At 70.9% G+C, this 16,911-nt stretch carries 19 protein-coding genes; 12 read left to right on the top strand and 7 right to left on the bottom strand.

The genetic code is table 11. From position 1 onward, the window contains the following. Positions 1 to 59: 59 nt before the first annotated feature. Positions 60 to 749, top strand: coding sequence for an SDR family oxidoreductase (locus BJ998_RS42805; protein WP_184869895.1), 690 nt, complete (start codon positions 60 to 62; stop codon positions 747 to 749). On the opposite strand, the gene BJ998_RS42800 is transcribed toward BJ998_RS42805, so the two are convergent. Genes BJ998_RS42800 through BJ998_RS42790 form a run of 3 tightly spaced genes read right to left on the bottom strand, consistent with a single transcriptional unit; the run spans position 738 to position 3,208 of the window. After that, positions 738 to 1,847, bottom strand: coding sequence for an FAD-dependent oxidoreductase (locus BJ998_RS42800; protein WP_184869894.1), 1,110 nt, complete (start codon positions 1,845 to 1,847; stop codon positions 738 to 740). The two genes, BJ998_RS42805 and BJ998_RS42800, sit on opposite strands and share 12 nt — an antisense overlap. A gap of 13 nt (positions 1,848 to 1,860) precedes the next feature. Next, the gene (locus BJ998_RS42795; RefSeq protein WP_184869893.1) at positions 1,861 to 2,535 is read right to left on the bottom strand and encodes a TetR/AcrR family transcriptional regulator; all 675 of its coding nucleotides are present in this window, start codon (positions 2,533 to 2,535) and stop codon (positions 1,861 to 1,863) included. A gap of 40 nt (positions 2,536 to 2,575) precedes the next feature. Then, positions 2,576 to 3,208 carry an alpha/beta fold hydrolase gene (locus tag BJ998_RS42790; RefSeq protein WP_184869892.1) on the bottom strand — a complete coding sequence of 211 codons (633 nt, stop codon included), beginning with the start codon at positions 3,206 to 3,208 and terminating at the stop codon, positions 2,576 to 2,578. 194 nt (positions 3,209 to 3,402) lie between these two features. Between BJ998_RS42790 and msrA the strand changes: the two genes are divergently transcribed. The 9 genes from msrA (at position 3,403) to BJ998_RS42745 (ending at position 12,691) form a co-directional block, all read left to right on the top strand. Next, complete coding sequence (gene msrA / locus BJ998_RS42785) at positions 3,403 to 3,924, top strand: peptide-methionine (S)-S-oxide reductase MsrA (RefSeq protein ID WP_184869891.1); 522 nt, start codon at positions 3,403 to 3,405, stop codon at positions 3,922 to 3,924. A 499-nt stretch (positions 3,925 to 4,423) separates the two neighbouring features. Beyond that, positions 4,424 to 5,170 (top strand): tRNA-dependent cyclodipeptide synthase, encoded by a 747-nt coding sequence (locus tag BJ998_RS42780; RefSeq protein ID WP_246490107.1) that lies wholly within the window; start codon positions 4,424 to 4,426, stop codon positions 5,168 to 5,170. Further along, positions 5,115 to 6,320 (top strand): cytochrome P450, encoded by a 1,206-nt coding sequence (locus tag BJ998_RS42775; protein WP_184869889.1) that lies wholly within the window; start codon positions 5,115 to 5,117, stop codon positions 6,318 to 6,320. The genes BJ998_RS42780 and BJ998_RS42775 overlap by 56 nt, the downstream gene beginning before the upstream one ends. Positions 6,321 to 6,328: 8 nt before the next feature. Further along, on the top strand, positions 6,329 to 7,075 hold the full coding sequence (locus tag BJ998_RS42770; protein ID WP_184869888.1) for a class I SAM-dependent methyltransferase: 747 nt from the start codon (positions 6,329 to 6,331) through the stop codon (positions 7,073 to 7,075). A 50-nt stretch (positions 7,076 to 7,125) separates the two neighbouring features. Beyond that, entirely contained in the window at positions 7,126 to 7,959 is an 834-nt protein-coding gene (locus BJ998_RS42765; protein WP_312890659.1) for an SAM-dependent methyltransferase, read from the top strand. A gap of 20 nt (positions 7,960 to 7,979) precedes the next feature. After that, positions 7,980 to 8,798 carry a helix-turn-helix transcriptional regulator gene (locus BJ998_RS42760; protein WP_184869887.1) on the top strand — a complete coding sequence of 273 codons (819 nt, stop codon included), beginning with the start codon at positions 7,980 to 7,982 and terminating at the stop codon, positions 8,796 to 8,798. Positions 8,799 to 8,890: 92 nt separating this feature from the next. Then, positions 8,891 to 10,897 (top strand): acetate--CoA ligase family protein, encoded by a 2,007-nt coding sequence (locus BJ998_RS42755; RefSeq protein ID WP_184869886.1) that lies wholly within the window; start codon positions 8,891 to 8,893, stop codon positions 10,895 to 10,897. After that, the gene (locus BJ998_RS42750; RefSeq protein WP_184869885.1) at positions 10,894 to 12,048 is read left to right on the top strand and encodes an acyl-CoA dehydrogenase family protein; all 1,155 of its coding nucleotides are present in this window, start codon (positions 10,894 to 10,896) and stop codon (positions 12,046 to 12,048) included. Before BJ998_RS42755 ends, BJ998_RS42750 begins: the two co-directional genes overlap by 4 nt. A gap of 52 nt (positions 12,049 to 12,100) precedes the next feature. Beyond that, positions 12,101 to 12,691 carry a TetR/AcrR family transcriptional regulator gene (locus BJ998_RS42745; protein WP_184869884.1) on the top strand — a complete coding sequence of 197 codons (591 nt, stop codon included), beginning with the start codon at positions 12,101 to 12,103 and terminating at the stop codon, positions 12,689 to 12,691. On the opposite strand, the gene BJ998_RS42740 is transcribed toward BJ998_RS42745, so the two are convergent. From BJ998_RS42740 to BJ998_RS42730, 3 genes are read right to left on the bottom strand one after another with little or no spacing between them, the layout of a single operon-like run. Continuing rightward, a complete protein-coding gene (locus BJ998_RS42740; protein ID WP_312890658.1) occupies positions 12,688 to 13,431 on the bottom strand; it encodes a DUF6597 domain-containing transcriptional factor in 744 nt (247 codons plus the stop codon). The genes BJ998_RS42745 and BJ998_RS42740 overlap by 4 nt on opposite strands. Beyond that, a complete protein-coding gene (locus tag BJ998_RS42735; RefSeq protein ID WP_184869883.1) occupies positions 13,428 to 13,775 on the bottom strand; it encodes an ArsR/SmtB family transcription factor in 348 nt (115 codons plus the stop codon). Before BJ998_RS42735 ends, BJ998_RS42740 begins: the two co-directional genes overlap by 4 nt. After that, on the bottom strand, positions 13,772 to 14,212 hold the full coding sequence (locus tag BJ998_RS42730) for an SRPBCC domain-containing protein (RefSeq protein WP_184869882.1): 441 nt from the start codon (positions 14,210 to 14,212) through the stop codon (positions 13,772 to 13,774). Before BJ998_RS42730 ends, BJ998_RS42735 begins: the two co-directional genes overlap by 4 nt. A gap of 124 nt (positions 14,213 to 14,336) precedes the next feature. Between BJ998_RS42730 and BJ998_RS42725 the strand changes: the two genes are divergently transcribed. Together BJ998_RS42725 and BJ998_RS42720 are read left to right on the top strand one after the other, a co-directional pair. Then, positions 14,337 to 14,906 carry a TIGR03086 family metal-binding protein gene (locus BJ998_RS42725; protein WP_184869881.1) on the top strand — a complete coding sequence of 190 codons (570 nt, stop codon included), beginning with the start codon at positions 14,337 to 14,339 and terminating at the stop codon, positions 14,904 to 14,906. A gap of 145 nt (positions 14,907 to 15,051) precedes the next feature. Continuing rightward, a complete protein-coding gene (locus BJ998_RS42720) occupies positions 15,052 to 16,095 on the top strand; it encodes a lysylphosphatidylglycerol synthase transmembrane domain-containing protein (protein ID WP_184869880.1) in 1,044 nt (347 codons plus the stop codon). Here BJ998_RS42720 and BJ998_RS42715 read toward each other — a convergent pair. Further along, entirely contained in the window at positions 16,092 to 16,835 is a 744-nt protein-coding gene (locus BJ998_RS42715; protein WP_184869879.1) for a PIG-L deacetylase family protein, read from the bottom strand. The genes BJ998_RS42720 and BJ998_RS42715 overlap by 4 nt on opposite strands. Between the last annotated feature and the right edge of the window lie 76 nt (positions 16,836 to 16,911).

The raw sequence follows: 16,911 nt of genomic DNA, 5'->3' as shown, positions 1-16,911 counted from the left end.
CGTCTGCCCGTTCGTACACATCGGGTCGTCCACCGGGAACCGCGTGCCACGATGATGAAATGTCAACAACTGTAGTCGTGGGCGGCAGCAACGGGATCGGCCGCCTGATCGCCGAGCGGGCCGCCGGGCGCGGCGACACCGTGGTGATCACCAGCCGGGACAAGGCCCGCGCCCAGACGGTGGCGGCGGAGATCGGCGGCGCCACCACCGGCATCGCCCTGGACCTGGCCGCTCCCACCACGATCGAGGCGGCACTGGCCGAGGTCGGTGAGGTCGACCACCTGGTGGTCACGGCGATCGAGCAGACGCAGCAGACCATCGCGGCCTTCGACATCGCCGACGCGATCAACTCGGTGACGATCAAGCTGGTCGGCTACGCGGAGACCGTCCGCGTGCTGCACGGGCGGTTCCGCCCCGGCGCCTCGGTGGTGCTGTTCGGCGGCCTGGCCAAGGAACGCCCCTATCCGGGCTCGACCATGGTGACCACGATCAACGCCGGCGTCACCGGCCTGATGCGCACGCTGGCCCGCGAGCTCGCGCCGGTCCGCGTCAACGCGCTGCACTCCGGCGTGGTCGGCGACAGCCCGAAGTGGGCCCACATGAGGGACGACCACCCGGCGGTGGCCCGCACGCCGATCGGGCGGCTGGTGACCATGGAGGAGGTGGCCGACGCCACCGAGTTCCTGCTGCGCAACGGCGGCATGAACGCCCACGACCTGAACGTGGACGGCGGCTGGCTACTGACCTGACCCCATGAACCCGGCGAGCCGCGCGGCGCCGCCGGGCTCGAAGCACTCGACGAGGTTCGTCGCCGACTCCCGCGCGGCCTGTTCGGCGCGCGGGAACATGGCCGCCTCGTACGCGGCCAGCGCCGACTCCACGTCGTCATGGGAGGCAAGGGAAAGCGCCAGCTCGGCGCCGTCGAGCATGGCCAGGTTCGCACCCTCGCCGGCGAAGGGTGACATCAGGTGCGCGGCGTCGCCGAGCAGCGTGACCCCAGGAACCCGCGGCCAGCGGTGCCCGACCGGCAGGGCGTGGATCGGGCGCGGCACGAAGACGCCGTCGCCGTCGGCGATCAGCGCGCGCACCAGTTCGGGGAAGTCGTCGAAGATCTCCAGCAGCCGCAACCGCGTCTGCACCGGGTCGCTGTCGACGACGTCGGTCGCCACCCAGTTCTCGTCCTCGGCCCGCACGGCGGCGTAGACGCGGATCCGGCCGTCTCCGTTCCGCTGGGCCAGCACGCCCTTCCCGTCGTCGAGAGCGAACATCGAGCCGGGACCGACGAACGCGGCCAGGTCGGGGTGTCGAGTGTCCACATCGGACATGTGTGTCTCGACGAACGAGAGCCCGGAGTAGACGGGACGGGCGCTCGACAGCAGCGGCCGCACCTTCGACCACGCCCCGTCCGCGCCGACGACCAGGTCGGCCTCGACGGTGTCGCCGCCGCTGAGCGTGATCGCCGACGGCTCGACGGCGGTGACCTTGGAGCCCCAGTGAACGGTTCCGGCCGGCAGCGACTCGACGAGGATCCGCTTCAACTCGCCGCGATCGACTTCGGGCCGGCCGCCGGGCTCGTCGGGCCTCTCGTCGAGGTGGACGACTCCCCTGCCGTCCAACAGCCGCAGCGCCTCGCCCTCGTCCCGGGCGACCGCGCGGAACTGGTCGAACAGGCCGGCCGCGCGCAGCGCGCGCTGCCCGGACTCCTCGTGCATGTCCAGCGTGCCGCCCTGGTCGCGGGCGGTGGACGAGCCGTCGAGCTCGTACACAACGGCCTCGATGCCGTTGACGTGCAGCACTCGGGCGAGCGTCAGGCCGCCGAGCCCGCCGCCGACGATGGTGACCTTCATGGCGGATCTCCTTCTACGGTATGGGTGTGCCGAACGCGCCGGTGATCAGGACGTCGAACATCCAGCGGGCCCGGTCGGATTCGGGGCCCGCCACCAGTTCCGCGGCGTGGGCGGCGATGTTGGGGTAGGTCTCCGGCGAGGCGCCTCGCACGGTGCGCAGCAGCAGGTCGTGGTCTGCCGCCGAGGCGTCGGGGTTCTCGCTGCGGGTGCCGTGTTCCACGGCGCTGGCCGTGGCGATCAACAGCAGCAGGTCGACCGCCCAGCCGGCCTGTGCCGCCGGCATGCCGCTCTCGACCAGCAGCGCCAGCACCGCCTCGATGACGGCCAGGTAGTTCGGGCCGCTGAGCCGGGTGACCAGCGCGACCCGGGCCAGGCTCGGGTTGTCGTGCAGCACCTGCCGGTAGGAGCTGACGACCTGCCAGAGCCTGGCCCGCCAGTCGCCTTCGTGGCCGGTGGCCAGGTCGATCTCGCCGAGCAACTCGTCGAGCATCGCGGCGTGCAGTTCCTCGGTGTCCTTCACGTACACGTAGAGCGAGGCCGGTCCGGTGTCGAGCTCCTTGGCCAGCCGCCGCATGGTCACCTTGTCCATGCCCTCGGCCCGCATCACGGCGAGCGCGGTGGCCACGATGCCGTCGCGGGTCAGGGCCGGCTTGGCCGGGCGCTCCCGCCGGTTGTAGATCTTGTCCATGGACCGAGCCTAACGGACGCGTTCGTGACGAACATGTTCGTCACGAACGCAGGAAATCGTCGATGAGGTCCAGCGTGCGCTCCGGCGCCTCCATCAGCGGTGCGTGGCCGACGCCGGGCAGCAGCACGAACTCCGCCTTCGGGAAGTGCTCGGCGTAGGCGCGGCCGTACTCCGCCCCGACGATCCGGTCGTCCCCGCCCCAGATGAACAGCACCGGCACGGCCACCCGCCCCACCCGGTGCAGCAACCGCGGGTCGCCCTGCGGATGCCGCGCGGTGTAGTGGCCGAAGTTGGCACGCACCGCCTCGGGCAGCCGGGTGTCGTCCATGTTCGGCATGGCGATGGAGTGGCCCGGGATGCGCGGCCCGATCACGTCGATCAACACCACACCGGAGATGCGCCGGCCACGGTCGCGCACCGCCATCTCGGCAGCGACCCAGCCGCCGAACGAACTGGCGATCAGCACCACGTCGTCGAGGTTCTGGTCGTCAAGCAGGTCGAGGTATTCGATCGCGAGGTCGTCCACGCCCTCGTACCAGTCCGGTCGGGGCGTGCCGTCCCAGCCGGCGTGGGTCGGGGCGAGGACTTCGTGCGTGGCGCCGAAGCGATCCACGATCGGCTGCACCGAGCGCCGCCCCGGGCCACCGTGCAGAGCCAGCAGTGTCTTGGTCATGACCCCAGCCTAACGAACATGTTCGTTACGAACAAGTTCGTGATTGCCGTGGGCCTGGTGGCCGGCTTCTTCGGGAGGGCTCCTGAGAGTCATTACCTGGCGCTTACGCTGGACCGGACGCACGTCACAGCCGGGACCAAAACCGGACTGACCGGTGTTGTATCGGCCGGGGGCAACGGACGAGAGAGGGAGCGATGAGCAACACGACCGAGACCGCGGTGCTGGCCGGTGGCTGCTTCTGGGGCATGCAGGACCTGATCCGGCGGCAGCCCGGCGTGCTGTCCACCCGGGTCGGGTACTCCGGCGGCGACACGCCCAACGCCACCTACCGCAACCACGGCACCCACGCCGAGGCCGTCGAGATCGTCTTCGACCCGAGCGCGACGAGCTACCGGGACCTGCTGGAGTTCTTCTTCCAGGTGCACGACCCGACCACGAAGAACCGCCAGGGCAACGACATCGGCCTCAGCTACCGGTCCGCGATCTTCTACACCAGTGACGAGCAGCGCCGCGTCGCCGAGGACACCATCGCCGACGTCGATGCCTCCGGCCTGTGGCCCGGCAAGGTCGTCACCGAGGTCCAGCCGGCGGGTGACTTCTGGGAGGCCGAGCCCGAGCACCAGGACTACCTGCTGCGCTACCCGAACGGCTACACCTGCCACTTCGTGCGCCCGGGGTGGAAGCTCCCGAAGCGCGCCGAGTCCACGCAGGGCTGAGGATCTCCACGGCTGCCGCCTCGAGTGTGAGGCGGCAGCACACGGCGGCGCGGGTCGCGATGACCCGCGCCCGCTGACCGCGAACAACGCATACGCGCCGCCGCGCGCCTCGACGCGTCGCCACGCCGGCCGCGTGCTCCGCTGCGCATATGCCTTCCTCGGCCCCCGCGCACAAATCCGCCACATTCGCCCCGTTGGTCGTGCGTGATCGGGGCGAAAGTCACCCAATAGTGGCGAGAATCCGGTGTATGACCAGGTGGCGGGCCCGCTCGCACAGGCCGGAGGCGTACCGGGCGTCTCAACGGCACCGGCGGCGTGGGTCCCTCACCCGAGGGACGGTTCCCTCGACAGTGTGAGGGGCGATTGCGGCGAGTGATTGCTCTTTCACACGAACTAGCTCTGTCCGCCACCGACGAACACGACCTAGACTTGTGCCGAAATTTGCAGATATGACTATGCATAATGCGCAGTTGTCCGTCTCCAACGGTCCGTCGACGCCATGTCGAACGGGCGAGGGAGGGGCTCCATCGTGTTCACGCTCGGCTGGTTAACAACGACCGACAGGCACTGCGACCACGTTCTCGTCGGGCTGAGTCCGCAGAACGGACGATACAAGCCGGAATACATCCGGCAGCTGATTTGGTGGCTGCATCCCCGGTTCAGATCCATTGACGTGGTCATCCCGGGATTCGAGGCGGCGTACACACTGGTGGCGGCGGGCCACCCGCCGGCGCAGGCGGTGCACCGGGCCCGCCGGGCCTACCGCCAGCTGCGCAACCCGGCGGTCCGAGCCCTGGCCGACCTGGGCGTACCGGACCCGGCCGGGCACGTGACGAGCTGGACCAAGCTGCACGCGAACGCCGCCTATCGGGCGTCGCTGATCCGGTCGAGGAAGGCGTATCTGACGGATCCGCACATTCGGCGGGTCTGCCGGGAGATGACCGCCGAGGTGGTCGGCAACGCCGCGGGGCGACGCCCGGCCACGCCGGCCGATATCGACATCGCGGTTCGCTACGTGATTGCCGAAATTCCGCTGCTCACCGACGGTCCGAGCGTCTTCGGCGCCGATCGGAGCGTATTCGTGTACCACCGTGCCACTCCACTGGTGACCGCGATCGCGGCGGGCAACTCCATTCTCACCGCGGCGCCCGGACAGGCGTGGGCGGTCGCCAGCCACCAGGAGAACAATCATGACGAACTCGCCCGAACCGCGACTCCCGCTGCAATACCCGTTCCCGCTCGGTGACACCGGTGCGCTGCCACCGCTGACCGCGTGGGCGCAGCGCGCCAGACCGGTCTGCCCGGTGCGGCTGCCCAGCGGCATCACCGCCTGGATGCTGACCCGCAAGGACGACGTGGCCCGGATGCTCGCCGACAACCGGTTCAGCCGGGACCTCGCCGAACGCGGCTCGCCCCGCATGGTCGGCGAGGACCTCACCTCGGTGGACGACGCGATCTTCAACCTGGACCCGCCCGACCACGACCGGGTGCGGCAGGTGCTCAGCGGCTGGTTCACCCGCCGCGCGGTGCAGCGGCACCGCCCGCTCGTCGCCCGCCACGCGAACCGACTGCTGGACCTGATGTCGAACGGCCCCAACCCGACCGACCTCGTCGAGTCCTACTCGGCGGCGCTGCCGCTGGACGCGATGGGCGAACTTCTCGGCGTGCCGGCGGAGCTGGCCGAACAGTGCCGTCGCACGTACCCGATGAGCCTGGACCTGTCGTCCACGCAGGAGGCCGTCGAGAAGGAGACCGACGCCGCCAAGCAGTTCATCGCCCGGCTCATCGCCGCGCACCGGGCCGATCCGGTGCCCGACTCCCCCGTGCACGCGCTGCTCCGGGCGCGCTCCCAGGGCGTGATCAGCGAGTCGGAGATGTTCGGCACGGTGTTCCTGATCTTCGTCACGTCGTTCGACCCGCTGGTGGCTCCGCTGACCACCGGGCCGATGATCCTCATGTTGCATCGCAAGCAACTCGCCGAGTGCCTGGCCGAGCCGGCGTTGTGGCCCAAGGCGATCGAGGAGGTGCTGCGCTACTTCCACAACGGCGGCCTGGGTTTTCCGCGGATCGCCCGTGAGGACGTGGAGCTGCACGGCACGCTGATCAAGCGCGGCGACGCGGTCGTGGTGCCGATGCAGGCCGTCACCTGGGATCCCCGGCACTACCACAACCCGGAGCGGTTCAACATCCACCGGTCCACCGACGGGTCGGCCACCTTCGGCGCCGGGCCGCACTACTGCCTCGGCTCGCAGCTGGCCCGGGTCGTGTTGCAGGAGGCCATTTCCGCGCTGTTCCACCGGTTTCCGACGCTGGACCTGGCGGTCAGCGAGCGGGAGCTGCCATGGGACCCGAACCGCATGTTCACCCGCCCGATGCAGCTGCCCGTCACCTGGTGAGGAGCGCCATGACCGAGACGACCAGCTCCGGGAGCCAGTTCGACCAGTTGGCCTTCCTGTACGAGCGCAGCTTCGACGTGTGGCCGTACCGACGGGACGTGGAGCAGCATTCCGTGCTGACGGCGCTCGGCGACGTGACCGGGTTGGCGGCGCTGGACCTCGGCTGCGGCTCCGGGGCGTACACCCGGCTGCTGGCCGAGCGCGGGGCGCGGCCGGTGGTCGGCATGGACGGCGCCGCCGGCATGATCGACTACGCTCGGCGGCGCGAGGCCGAGGAGCCGTCCGGCGCGACCTTCGTGCTGCAGGACGCGGTGGAGCCGGTCAACGGCGGCTTCGACCTGGTCCTCGCCGTGCACCTACTGCCGTACGCGGAGACCTTCGAGGCGTTCGCCGCGATGTGCGCGACCGCCCGATCAGCGCTGTCCGGGCCGGGAAAGCGATTCGTGACCGTGACCATCAATCCCGGTTTCGCCCGCGAGCCGGGTTACTACACCCGCTACGGATTCGACTTGATAGCCCCTTCGGCTGAACTTCACGACGGTGATCCGATTCAGTTACACAGCGAGTTCCTCGGCGGCACGATCGACGTGACCCCGCACTACTGGTCACGGGCCACCCAGGAACATGCCCTGCTCAGGGCCGGCTTCCGGCAGGTCACGTGGTGGGATCCGGTCTGCGACCCTGCCGCCGATACGGTCCACTTCCGCGAATATCTGCGCAGGCCACCAACCCTAGTTGTCACCGCAACCGCGTGAGGTTGTACTAGTATTCCCGCGGCGAATCGGGGGCGTCCGCAGAACGTGCGGTGAAACGGGAGGTCATGCTCGTGCACGAATCCGCCTGGATGCCAACGGGGCTGGATCCGGAAGTACCCAGCGCCGCCCGGGTGTACGACTATTTCCTCGGCGGCTACCACAACCTGGCCGTCGACCGGGAGTTTGCGCACCGGGCCCAGGAGACGATGCCGGACCTGCCGGTGATCCTGCGCACCTCGCGCCGGTTCCTGCGCCGGGCCGTGCACTTCCTGCTGGACGAGGGCATCACCCAGTTCCTCGACCTCGGCTCCGGCATCCCCACCGCCGGCAACGTGCACGAGATCGCGCAGGCGGTCGCGCCGCACGCGCGGGTCGCCTACGTGGACCGGGACTCCGTCGCCATCGCGCACTCCGCGCTGATGCTGGAGAAGAACGCCAACGCCGTGGCGCTGCGGGCGGACCTGCGCCGGCCGCGGGACGTGCTGCACAGCGACGTCGTCACGGACCTGCTGGACCTGTCCCAGCCGGTGGCGGTGCTGATGTCGGCGGTGCTGCACTTCGTCGAGTCCGACGCCGAGGCGCAGTCCATCGTCGCGGGCTACCGCAACGCCATCGCGCCCGGCAGCTTCGTCGTGATCTCCCAGGGCACCCAGGAGACCGCCGGCGAGCAGGGCGAGCAGGTGATCCGCCTGTACGACGAGACCGACAGCCCGTTCACGGCGCGCAACCGCGACCAGTTCACCCAGCTGTTCAAGGGGCTGGACCTGGTCGACCCGGGCGTGGTCTACGTGCCGCAGTGGCGGCCGGAGTCGCCGGACGACGTGGACGAGCATCCGGAGCGTAGCTGCGCCTACGGGGCGATCGGCCGCAAGCCGTTGTACTGACCAGGCCGTAGCATCTGGGCATGGCGACCCGCGAGAACCAACTGGGTGAGTTCCTGCGCTCCAGTCGGGGCCGGCTGGAGCCGTCGGCGGCGGGGCTGCCCGGCGACCTGACCGCGCGCCGGGTGACCGGGCTGCGCCGCGAGGAGGTGGCGGTGCTGTCGGGCGTCAGCGCCGACTACTACACCCGGCTGGAGCAAGGGCGGGAACGGAATCCGTCGGCTCAGGTGGTGACGGCGCTGGCCCGTGCGCTGCGGCTGACCCCGGACGCCCGCGATCATCTGCACCGGCTGGCGGGGCTGCTGCCCGGCCTGTCGGACGTGGCGCCGACGCGGGTGCATCCGTCGTTGTCGCAGCTGGTGGACGCCTTCCCGCGGGCGGCGGCATACGTGCTGGGACCGGCGTTCGACGTGCTGGCCACGAACCGCATCGCCGACGGGTTGCTGTTCCCGTTCGGCGACGAGCGGAACATGCCGCGGATCCTGTTCACGCATCCGGCGGCGCGGACGGTGTTCGTGGAGTGGCCGCTGGTGGCCGGCGCGACCGTGCACGCGCTGCGGCTCAACGCCGGCCGTTTCCCGTCGGATCCGGGGATCTCCGCGCTGGTGGCGGAGTTGTCCGCGGCGTCGGCGGAGTTCCGGGAGCTGTGGGCGGACCACACGGTCGCCGGCCTCACCCGGGCGTACAAGGTGTTCGTGCACCCCGGGGTGGGTCGAGTGGAACTTACGTACCAGACCTTCGACGTGACGGACGCGCCCGGGCAGCAGCTCCTGGTCGGCACCGCGGAGAGCCTGGCCAGCCAGGACGCCATCGACCGGCTGGCGGCCATGGCACACGCCTAGGCGCGGTCGACGACAGCCCGCCGTTGACAACCACGCGCCACGCCGCCCACGATAACTGACTGGTCAGCCAGTTATCTACCTCGGGGGCGGCGATGCAGCGACTGGGCGTGTTCCGCGACCCGGCGTCGGTGGCGGTGGTCGGCGCCTCGGACAACCGGTCCAAGTGGGGCTACTGGCTGGCGGCGGGGGCGTTGACGGGCGCCCACCGCCGCCGGGTCGACCTGGTCAACCGCCGTGGCGGCACCGTCTGCGGGCAGCCGTCCGCCCCGAGCCTCTCGGCGCTGGACGACGTGCCCGAGCTGGTCGCGCTCTGCGTGCCGCCGGCACACGTGTCGGACGTGGTCGACGAGGGGCTTTCGGCCGGCGTCAAGGGTTTCCTCGGCATCACGGCCGCCGTTCCGGCGGAAGCTGAGCTGGCGCAACGGATTCGAGCCGCCGGCGCACGGCTCGTCGGCGCGAACAGCCTCGGCATCGTCGACACGGCGACGCAGTTGTGCCTGGCCTGGGGCAGTTTCACACCGGGCCCGCTGGCGATCGTGTCGCAGAGCGGGCAGGTCGGCTCGGAGCTGGCGCTGCTCGGCGTCCGGCACGGACTGGGCATCTCGCGGTTCGTCTCCCTCGGCAACGCCAGCGACGTCACCGCGACGGAGTTGCTGGCCGACCTGGTCGACCACGAGTCGACCCGTGTCGTCGCCGTCTACCTGGAGAACTTCGCCAACGGCGCGGCGCTGCTCGACGTGTTGCGGAAGCTGGGCAAGCCGACCCTGCTGCTGACCGTCGGCGGCAGCGCGGCGAGCACCCGGCTGGCCCGCTCGCACACCGGATCCCTGACGTCCTCGCTGGACGTCGTGGACGCGGCGTGCCGGGCCGCCGGAGTCGCGCGGGTGGGCACGCCGGCCGAGGTGATCGACGTTGCCCGTGCGCTGCTGGCCACCCGTCCGCCGCGCGGCGGACGGGTGGCGATCATCGGCGACAGTGGCGGCCAGTGCGGGATCGCGGCGGATGTGGCGCACGCCCACCAGCTGCGGGTTCCGCCGGTCGACATCGCCGTGACACTGCCGGACGGCGCGGCGCAGCACAATCCCGTCGACCTGGCCGGCGCGGGCGAGCAGGACATCGCCAACTACGCCCGCGTCACCGAGGCCGTGCTGCGGTCCGACCACGTCGACGCCGCCGTGCTGACCGGCTACTTCGGACGCTACGGGCTGGACATTCCGGCCATCGGCGACCAGGAAGTCGCCGTGGCGCAACGGATCGGCGAGATCGCGGCGACCGCCGGCAAGCCGGTGCTGGTGCACTCCATGGGCCCCGACAGCGCCACCGCGCACGCGTTGTGGGCGGCCGGCGTGCCGACCTACGACCGCATCGAGGCGACATTGTCGGCGCTGAAGGGCCTCACCGCCTTCGGCCGGCCGGCTGAGCTGCCACTCCCCGACCAGACCCGACCCATCGGCGTTCTGCCCGACGGCTACTGGGAGACTCGGCAGGTGCTGGTCGACGTCGCCTTCCCGCGGGCCTTCGTCGCGCGCCGCCGCGAGGACCTCGGCAACGCCGCCCGGCTGACCGCTCCGTACGTGCTCAAGGCCGCCTGGCTGGAGCACAAGAGCGAGGCCGGCGGCGTCCGCACCGGACTGTCCACTCCGGAGGCCCTGGCCCGGGCATTCGACGAGATGGCGGCCCGTCTCGGCCCCGGCGAGTACGTCGTCGAGGAGCAGGACACCCGCCCGAACACCGTCGAGATCCTCGTCGGCGGGAAACGCGACCCCGACTTCGGCCCGCTCATCACGGTCGGCGCCGGCGGCACCGAGACCGAGGTGCAGCACGACACCGCCACCGAGCTGGCCCCGGTTTCCCCGGGAACGGCCCGGAAAATGCTCGACCGGCTCCGCTGTGCCCGGCTGCTGCACGGCTGGCGCGGCCGGCCGCCGGTCGACATCGACGGCCTGGCCGAGCTGGTGCACCGGGTATCCGTGCTGGTCGCGGGCTCGCCGCTGGTCGGCGAGCTGGAGCTGAACCCCGTCCGCGTCGGGCCGGACGGGCCGCTGGCCGTCGACGCCCTGATCATCCCGACGACACGTCTGGAGGCACATCGAGCATGACCATCCACTTCCCGGCCTGGCCGCTCACCGACGAGCAGCGGCAGATCGTCCAGCTGTGCAGGGACTTCGCCGCCAAGGAGATCCGGCCGCGGGCGCGGGAGGTGGACGAGGCGGACGTGGTGACGCCGGTGGACCTGTTCGCGAAGGCCGCCGAGGTCGGCATCACCAACTTCATGCTGCCCGAGGAGTACGGCGGCGGCGGCTTCACCGACGTGTTCACCCAGTGCCTGGTGCAGGAGGAGCTGTGCTGGGGCGACCCGGGCATCGGGAACCTGCTGTGCTCCAACGGTTTCTACGCCGACCCGATCCTCGTGCTGGGCACCGGTGAGCAGAAGCGCCGGTGGCTGACCCCGCTGACCGGCCCGGACGCCCCGATGACGGCCCTGGCCACCACCGAGCCGAACGCCGGCTCGGACGCGGCGTCGATGATCACCACGGCCCGGCGGGTCGAGGGCGGCTACGAGCTCACCGGCCAGAAGGCGTGGATCTCCAATGCCGGCGCGGCGAGGTACTACGTGGTGTTCGCCAAGACCGACCGCAGCAAGCGGTCCGCGGGCGTGACGGCGTTCCTGCTCGAACGGGACGCGCCCGGCCTGCGGTTCGGCGAGCCGATGCGGAAGATGGGCCAGCGGGCGATCGTCTGCCGGGAGGTCTTCTTCGACAACGTCTTCGTGCCGGCGGAGCACCGGCTCGGCGACGAGGGCCGCGGTTTCCACGGCCTGATGGGCGCTTTCGACATCTCCCGGGTCGTTCTCGGCGCCGCCGCGGTCGGCGCGGCCCGCGCCGCGTACGAGTTCGCACTGGACTACGCCCGCCACCGCCAGCAGTTCGGCGTGCCGATCATCGAGCACCAGGCGGTCGCGTTCCGGCTGTCGGACATGGCGACCCGGATCGAGTCGGCGCGGCTGCTGGTGCACCACGCCGCCCGCCAGATCGACGCCGGCCAGCGGGTCACCGGCCTGGCCGCGATGGCGAAGCTGACCGCGTCCGAGACGGCGATGTTCGTGACCTGGGCGGCCGTGCAGACGCTCGGCGGCTGGGGCTACTCGCGGGAGTTCCCGGTGGAGCAGTGGATGCGGGACGTGAAGCTGGAGGAGATCGAGGAGGGCACCTCGGACATCATGCGGCTGGTGATCTCCCGTCATCTCTGACCGGCGGGCCAGTTATCTATACTCACGGTCACACCCGCAGGGAGGAGTGACCGTGCCGCGTCCGAGCGTCGAGGCCGAGCGCAAGGCGCAGATCCTGAGCGCGACGTGCGCGGTGATCGCCGAGTCCGGCATCCACGACCTGCGGCTGACCGACGTGGCGACGCGAGCGGGCGTCAGTTCCGGCACCATCCACTACTACTTCGACAGCAAGCAGGCGCTGCTGCACGCGGCGTTCGAGTACAACTTCCGGCACTCGCTGGAACGCCGCGCCGCGGTGCTCGCCGCCGACGGAAACCCCCTGGAGCTGCTGACCAGGCTCGTCGAGTCGTACGCGCCGCTGGACGCGGAGAGCGTTTCGGCTTGGCGGGTGTGGGCCGAGCTGTGGGTGCACGGGCTGCGCGAGCCGGAGCTGCAGGAGCTCAACGAGAGCATCTACGGCGACTGGCGGCGGACCGTGATCGGGCTGCTCCGCGACGCCCAGGACCAGGGGCTGATCGGGGACGGCGATCCGGTGCTGCTGGCCAACACCGTGGTGGCGATGATCGACGGGCTGGCCATCCAGGTGCTGCTCGGGTCGCGGAACATGACCGTGGACCGGATGCGCGCCACCTGCCGGGCGTACCTGAGCGGGCTCGCCGGCTAGTACCGCTGGGCGTAGTGCGTCGGCGTCTCCCCGAACATCTTGGTGAAGTCACGCACGAAGTGCGCCTGGTCGGCGTAGCCCAACTCGGCGGCGAGGCCCGCCCAGTCGATCTTCGCGCCCTTGGCCAGGCGCTCGGTCACCTCGTGCAGGCGGTAGCGCCGGATCACCCATTTCGGGTTGATGCCGACGTAGTCCGCGAACAGCCGCTGCAGCTGGCGGACGGTCATGCCGAACGCTCGCACGAGTTCGTCGACCCGGGTGATCTCGGGCTTCGCGGCGATGGTGGCGACGATGTCCGCCGCCTCCTCCGCCCGCCGATCGGGCTCCGGCCGCTGCCGTCGCAGCAGCTCCTCCACGGCCTCGACCGTCGGCTCGGGCGGCAGCTCTGGGCCGAAGATCTCCGCCGCGGGCACCACCCGGTCGGTGATCGTGCTGACCGACTGGCCGAGGAACGGCCGGAAGCCGCCGGGCCGGAAGGCGACGCCGAGAACCGTGCGATCGCCTTCCAGGACGCGGATTCCGTGTTCGCTGGCGACGCCGGTGACCGCCGCCGTGCCGTCGTCGGCGATGGTCAGGTTGACCCGCGGATAGGGCACGATCTTCTGCCGGTACGGCTCCGCGTACGACCAGCTGACGATCCAGTAGTGGTCCACGTACGCCGCGAGGTCCGGCGACGGCGGCGGGAAGTCGTGGCGCTGGAACCGCCGCCAGGCGCCGTGCAGCTCCCGGTCGTCCCTCACCGGCCCGATTCTAGGCGCTTCGCCTGGATCGACTCGGCGATGGCCGCGACGCGGCGCAGTCGGGCATCCCAGGTCGCGCCGACGTGGGCGAGTTGCCGGACGGCGCGCGCGAACTGCGCCTCGTTGACGGCGTACCGCACCTCACGACCGTCCTTGTGGGACACGACCAGTTCGGCGCGCTCCAGGACGCCGAGGTGCTTCGAGACGGCCTGCCGCGTCACGGGCAGTCGGTCGCTGAGGCCGGTCGCCGTGCCGGCGCCGTCGGCCAGCAGCAGGTCCAGCAGCCGACGGCGGGTCGGGTCGCCGAGGGCGGCCCACAGCTCGTCGTCGATGGTGAAGGTCATGCCCGCACCAGGTCGGCCGCGTAGGTCACCAGGTCGGCGAGGTGCTCGTCCCAGCCGATGCTGTGGGAACGGTAGTGCTCCTCGAGCTTCGCGGCTTCCCAGCCGATCTCCCGAAAACCGGCCTCGGTCAGCCGCAGCAGCGTGCCGCCGTCGGCCGGCGACAGCTCGAACGTCACGAGGAACGAGTTCCGCGGGGTCGCCGACTCGCCTTCCGGCTGCAGCCAACGGAACGCGAACCGCTTCGGGGCTTCCGCCTCGACGACGTCGACCTGCACGACCGTCGAGCGCTCCGGCCGGTGCCAGGACATCGTGCCGGCCTCGAACCGCGCGTCGACGCCCCACCAGGCGGCCAGGTGCTCCGGCTTGCTGATGACCTCGAAGACCACCTCGGGGGTGGCGGCGATGTGGATCTCCCGCTCGATGGTGCCGTACTCCATGACGTCTCCCTCGGATTCGCAACCAGTGGTTGCACCTTAGGCCGCCAACGACCCGACGCGCAACCATCAGTTGCGCGTCGCGTTTGTTCAATACATCGCCGGCAGGGCGGACTTGACTGCGCACATGCTGATCGAACGCGCCACCGCTCCACTGCTCGACCTCATCCCGGAACTCGAACCGCACCTGGAGGCCCGGACGCCCTGCACCGACTACACCGTCCGGCAGCTGATCAACCACCTGCTGTTCTGGGCCCCGTCCCTGACCGGCGGCGCGACCAAGGAGGCCATCGCACCGCCGGCCGCAGCGGAGTCCGACCTCGACCTCACCACCGGCGACTGCCTGGCCGCGCTGACGGCCTCGATCACCACCACCGTCAAGGCGTGGAGCGACCCGGCCGCCTGGGAGGGCACGACTTACATGGGCGGCCCGATGGAGCTGCCGGCGGAGCTGGTCGGCGCCATGGTCGCCGGCGAGTTCGTCGTGCACGGCTGGGACCTCGCCCGCGCCGCCGGCCGGGACCTGCCCGTGGACCCGGACATCGCCGAGTACCTGGAAGCCGAGCTGGCCAAGACCGCCGAGCAGGCCCGTCAGATGGGCATCTTCGGACCGGAGGTGGCCGTCGCGAAGTCGGCGCCGGCCATGCACCGCGTCCTCGGCCTGACCGGCCGCGATCCCGGATGGACGGTCAGCTGACGAAGTCCTCGATCGCCCTGCCTCTCGCGCGTCCGCGAGGGGCACAGGGCGGCCTGAGTCGGAGAGACGCTGGCCACATCGCCGCCGTTGGCGGAAATTCGTTCACCGACGGCAAGGTTGACTCGGGTGGACGAGGGAGGCGGCGATGACGGCTATCGGGTGGGTGCACGAAGAGCACAAGCCGTTCGTCTTCCCGTGGCGCGCCGTGCTGCACTGGGCCGTGGTCGGGGCCGCACTGGGATGGGTCGCGTGGCGGATCCCGGACATGGTCGCCCAGTTCACCGCGACCGGCGTGCACCTCGACCACGTGCAGTGGGGCTGGCTGCTCGTGGCGATCCTGAGCGGCGCCGGGGCGCTCGCGGCATATGGGGAACTGCACCGGCAGCTGCTGGTCGTGGGCGGCGTCGAGCTGCCGGCCGGCACTGTGCAGGGCATCAACTTCGCGCAGAACGCGGTCTCGACGACGGTGCCCGTGGTCGGCGGGGCCGGGTCGCTCGGCTACGGCATCACGCAGCTGCGCAAGCGTGGCGTGAACGGGCCGGTCGCCGCCTGGTCGGTGCTGATGGCCGGGCTGATCACCACCGTGACGTTGATCGTCATCGGCGCGCTGGCGCTGGCCGTCGCCGGCGAGCTGCCGGCCATCGTGGCGGTGCCGATCGCGTTGGTCATCGGCTTCGGGACGATCGGCGCGTGGCAGCTGCTGACGCACCCGGCCGTGCTGCGCCGCGGCCTGCACGCCCTGCTCCGCCTCGCGCCCCGCAGCTGGGCCGAGCGCGCCGAATCCTCGGCGATCGCGCTGTCGGACAACGTGGCGTCGATGCGCCCCAGCGGCCGCCGGTGGCTGGCGCTCGTGGGCGTCGCGTTGCTGAGCTGGGTCCTCGACTTCGTCACGCTGGTGGCGAGCGTGCTCAGCGTCGACGTCGAGATCCCCTGGGCGGCGCTGGTCGTCGGCTTCCTGATCGTGCAGGGCAGCATCGCGCTGCAGATCCTGCCCGGCGGCGCCGGCCTCGCCGAGACCGGCCTGCTGGGTGTGTTGCTCGGCGCGGGCATCGCCGCCGCGCCGGCCGGCGCGATCGTGTTGTTCTACCGGGCCATCACGTGGCTGGGGCTGGCCGTGATCGGCTGGGCCGTCTACGCCGTGCTGCCGCGCACCGGCCGCCGCGACGCCGAGCCCGAGCTGGCCTTCTAAGGCTCCTCCACGAACCATTCGTAGCCCAGGAGCAGGCCGAACAGCCTGGTCGGCATCCGCACCAGCAGCCGCATCACCGCCGCCAGCCGCCCGCCGCCGTAGACCTGCGTGCGATGCATGGCCAGCGCCGACTGCTTCTGGGCGGCGTACTTCCGCACGGAGATCCGGTGCGTGATCGCGTTCGACGGGCTGAACGCGCTCGCCCACGCCTCCGGGTCGTGTCCGAACGGCACCCGGAGCAGGCGGATCAGCCGCATCATGCGGACGACGAAGTCACGCGGCACTGTCGCCTCCAACACCCGCACGCCACCGGCCAGTTCGGCGGCCCGCTTGCCGACGACGTGCACCTTGACGTGATCACGGTGCCGGTAGCCGCCATTGGCGTCGTAGCTGAGCAGCAGGTCGGCCCGTTCCTCGCGAAGCAGCTCGGCGAGCCGGCCGGCGGCCTCGTCCACGTCGGCGCGGGCGAAGCGCTGCCGGTCCGGCGGGTCGGGATAGAGCACGGGGCCGTGACCGCTGTCGGCGTACCCGAGGTGCACGACCCGCTGCGCGCCCAGTACGTGGGCGCTGGCCCGCAGCTCGATCATGCGCTGCGGCTGCCCCTCGTCGGCGGCGACCATGGTGTCGGTCGCCACGACGATCACCACGCGATGCCCCTCGGCGGCCGCTTTCGCCAGTGTGCCGCCGGTAAGGAGCACCTCGTCGTCGGGGTGCGCGTGGAACGCCACCAGGGTCGCCATCACGCGAGTGTGCCAGGCGACCCGGGTCACTTCGATCTCCGGGACATTTGGGGCGATGTCGCCGCTACTCGCCGGG

This window comes from Kutzneria kofuensis (assembly GCF_014203355.1).
Classification (GTDB): Bacteria; Actinomycetota; Actinomycetes; order Mycobacteriales; family Pseudonocardiaceae; genus Kutzneria; species Kutzneria kofuensis.
The sequence above is the reverse complement of the archived record's forward strand: the minus strand, read 5'-3'. Positions and strand labels throughout refer to the sequence as shown.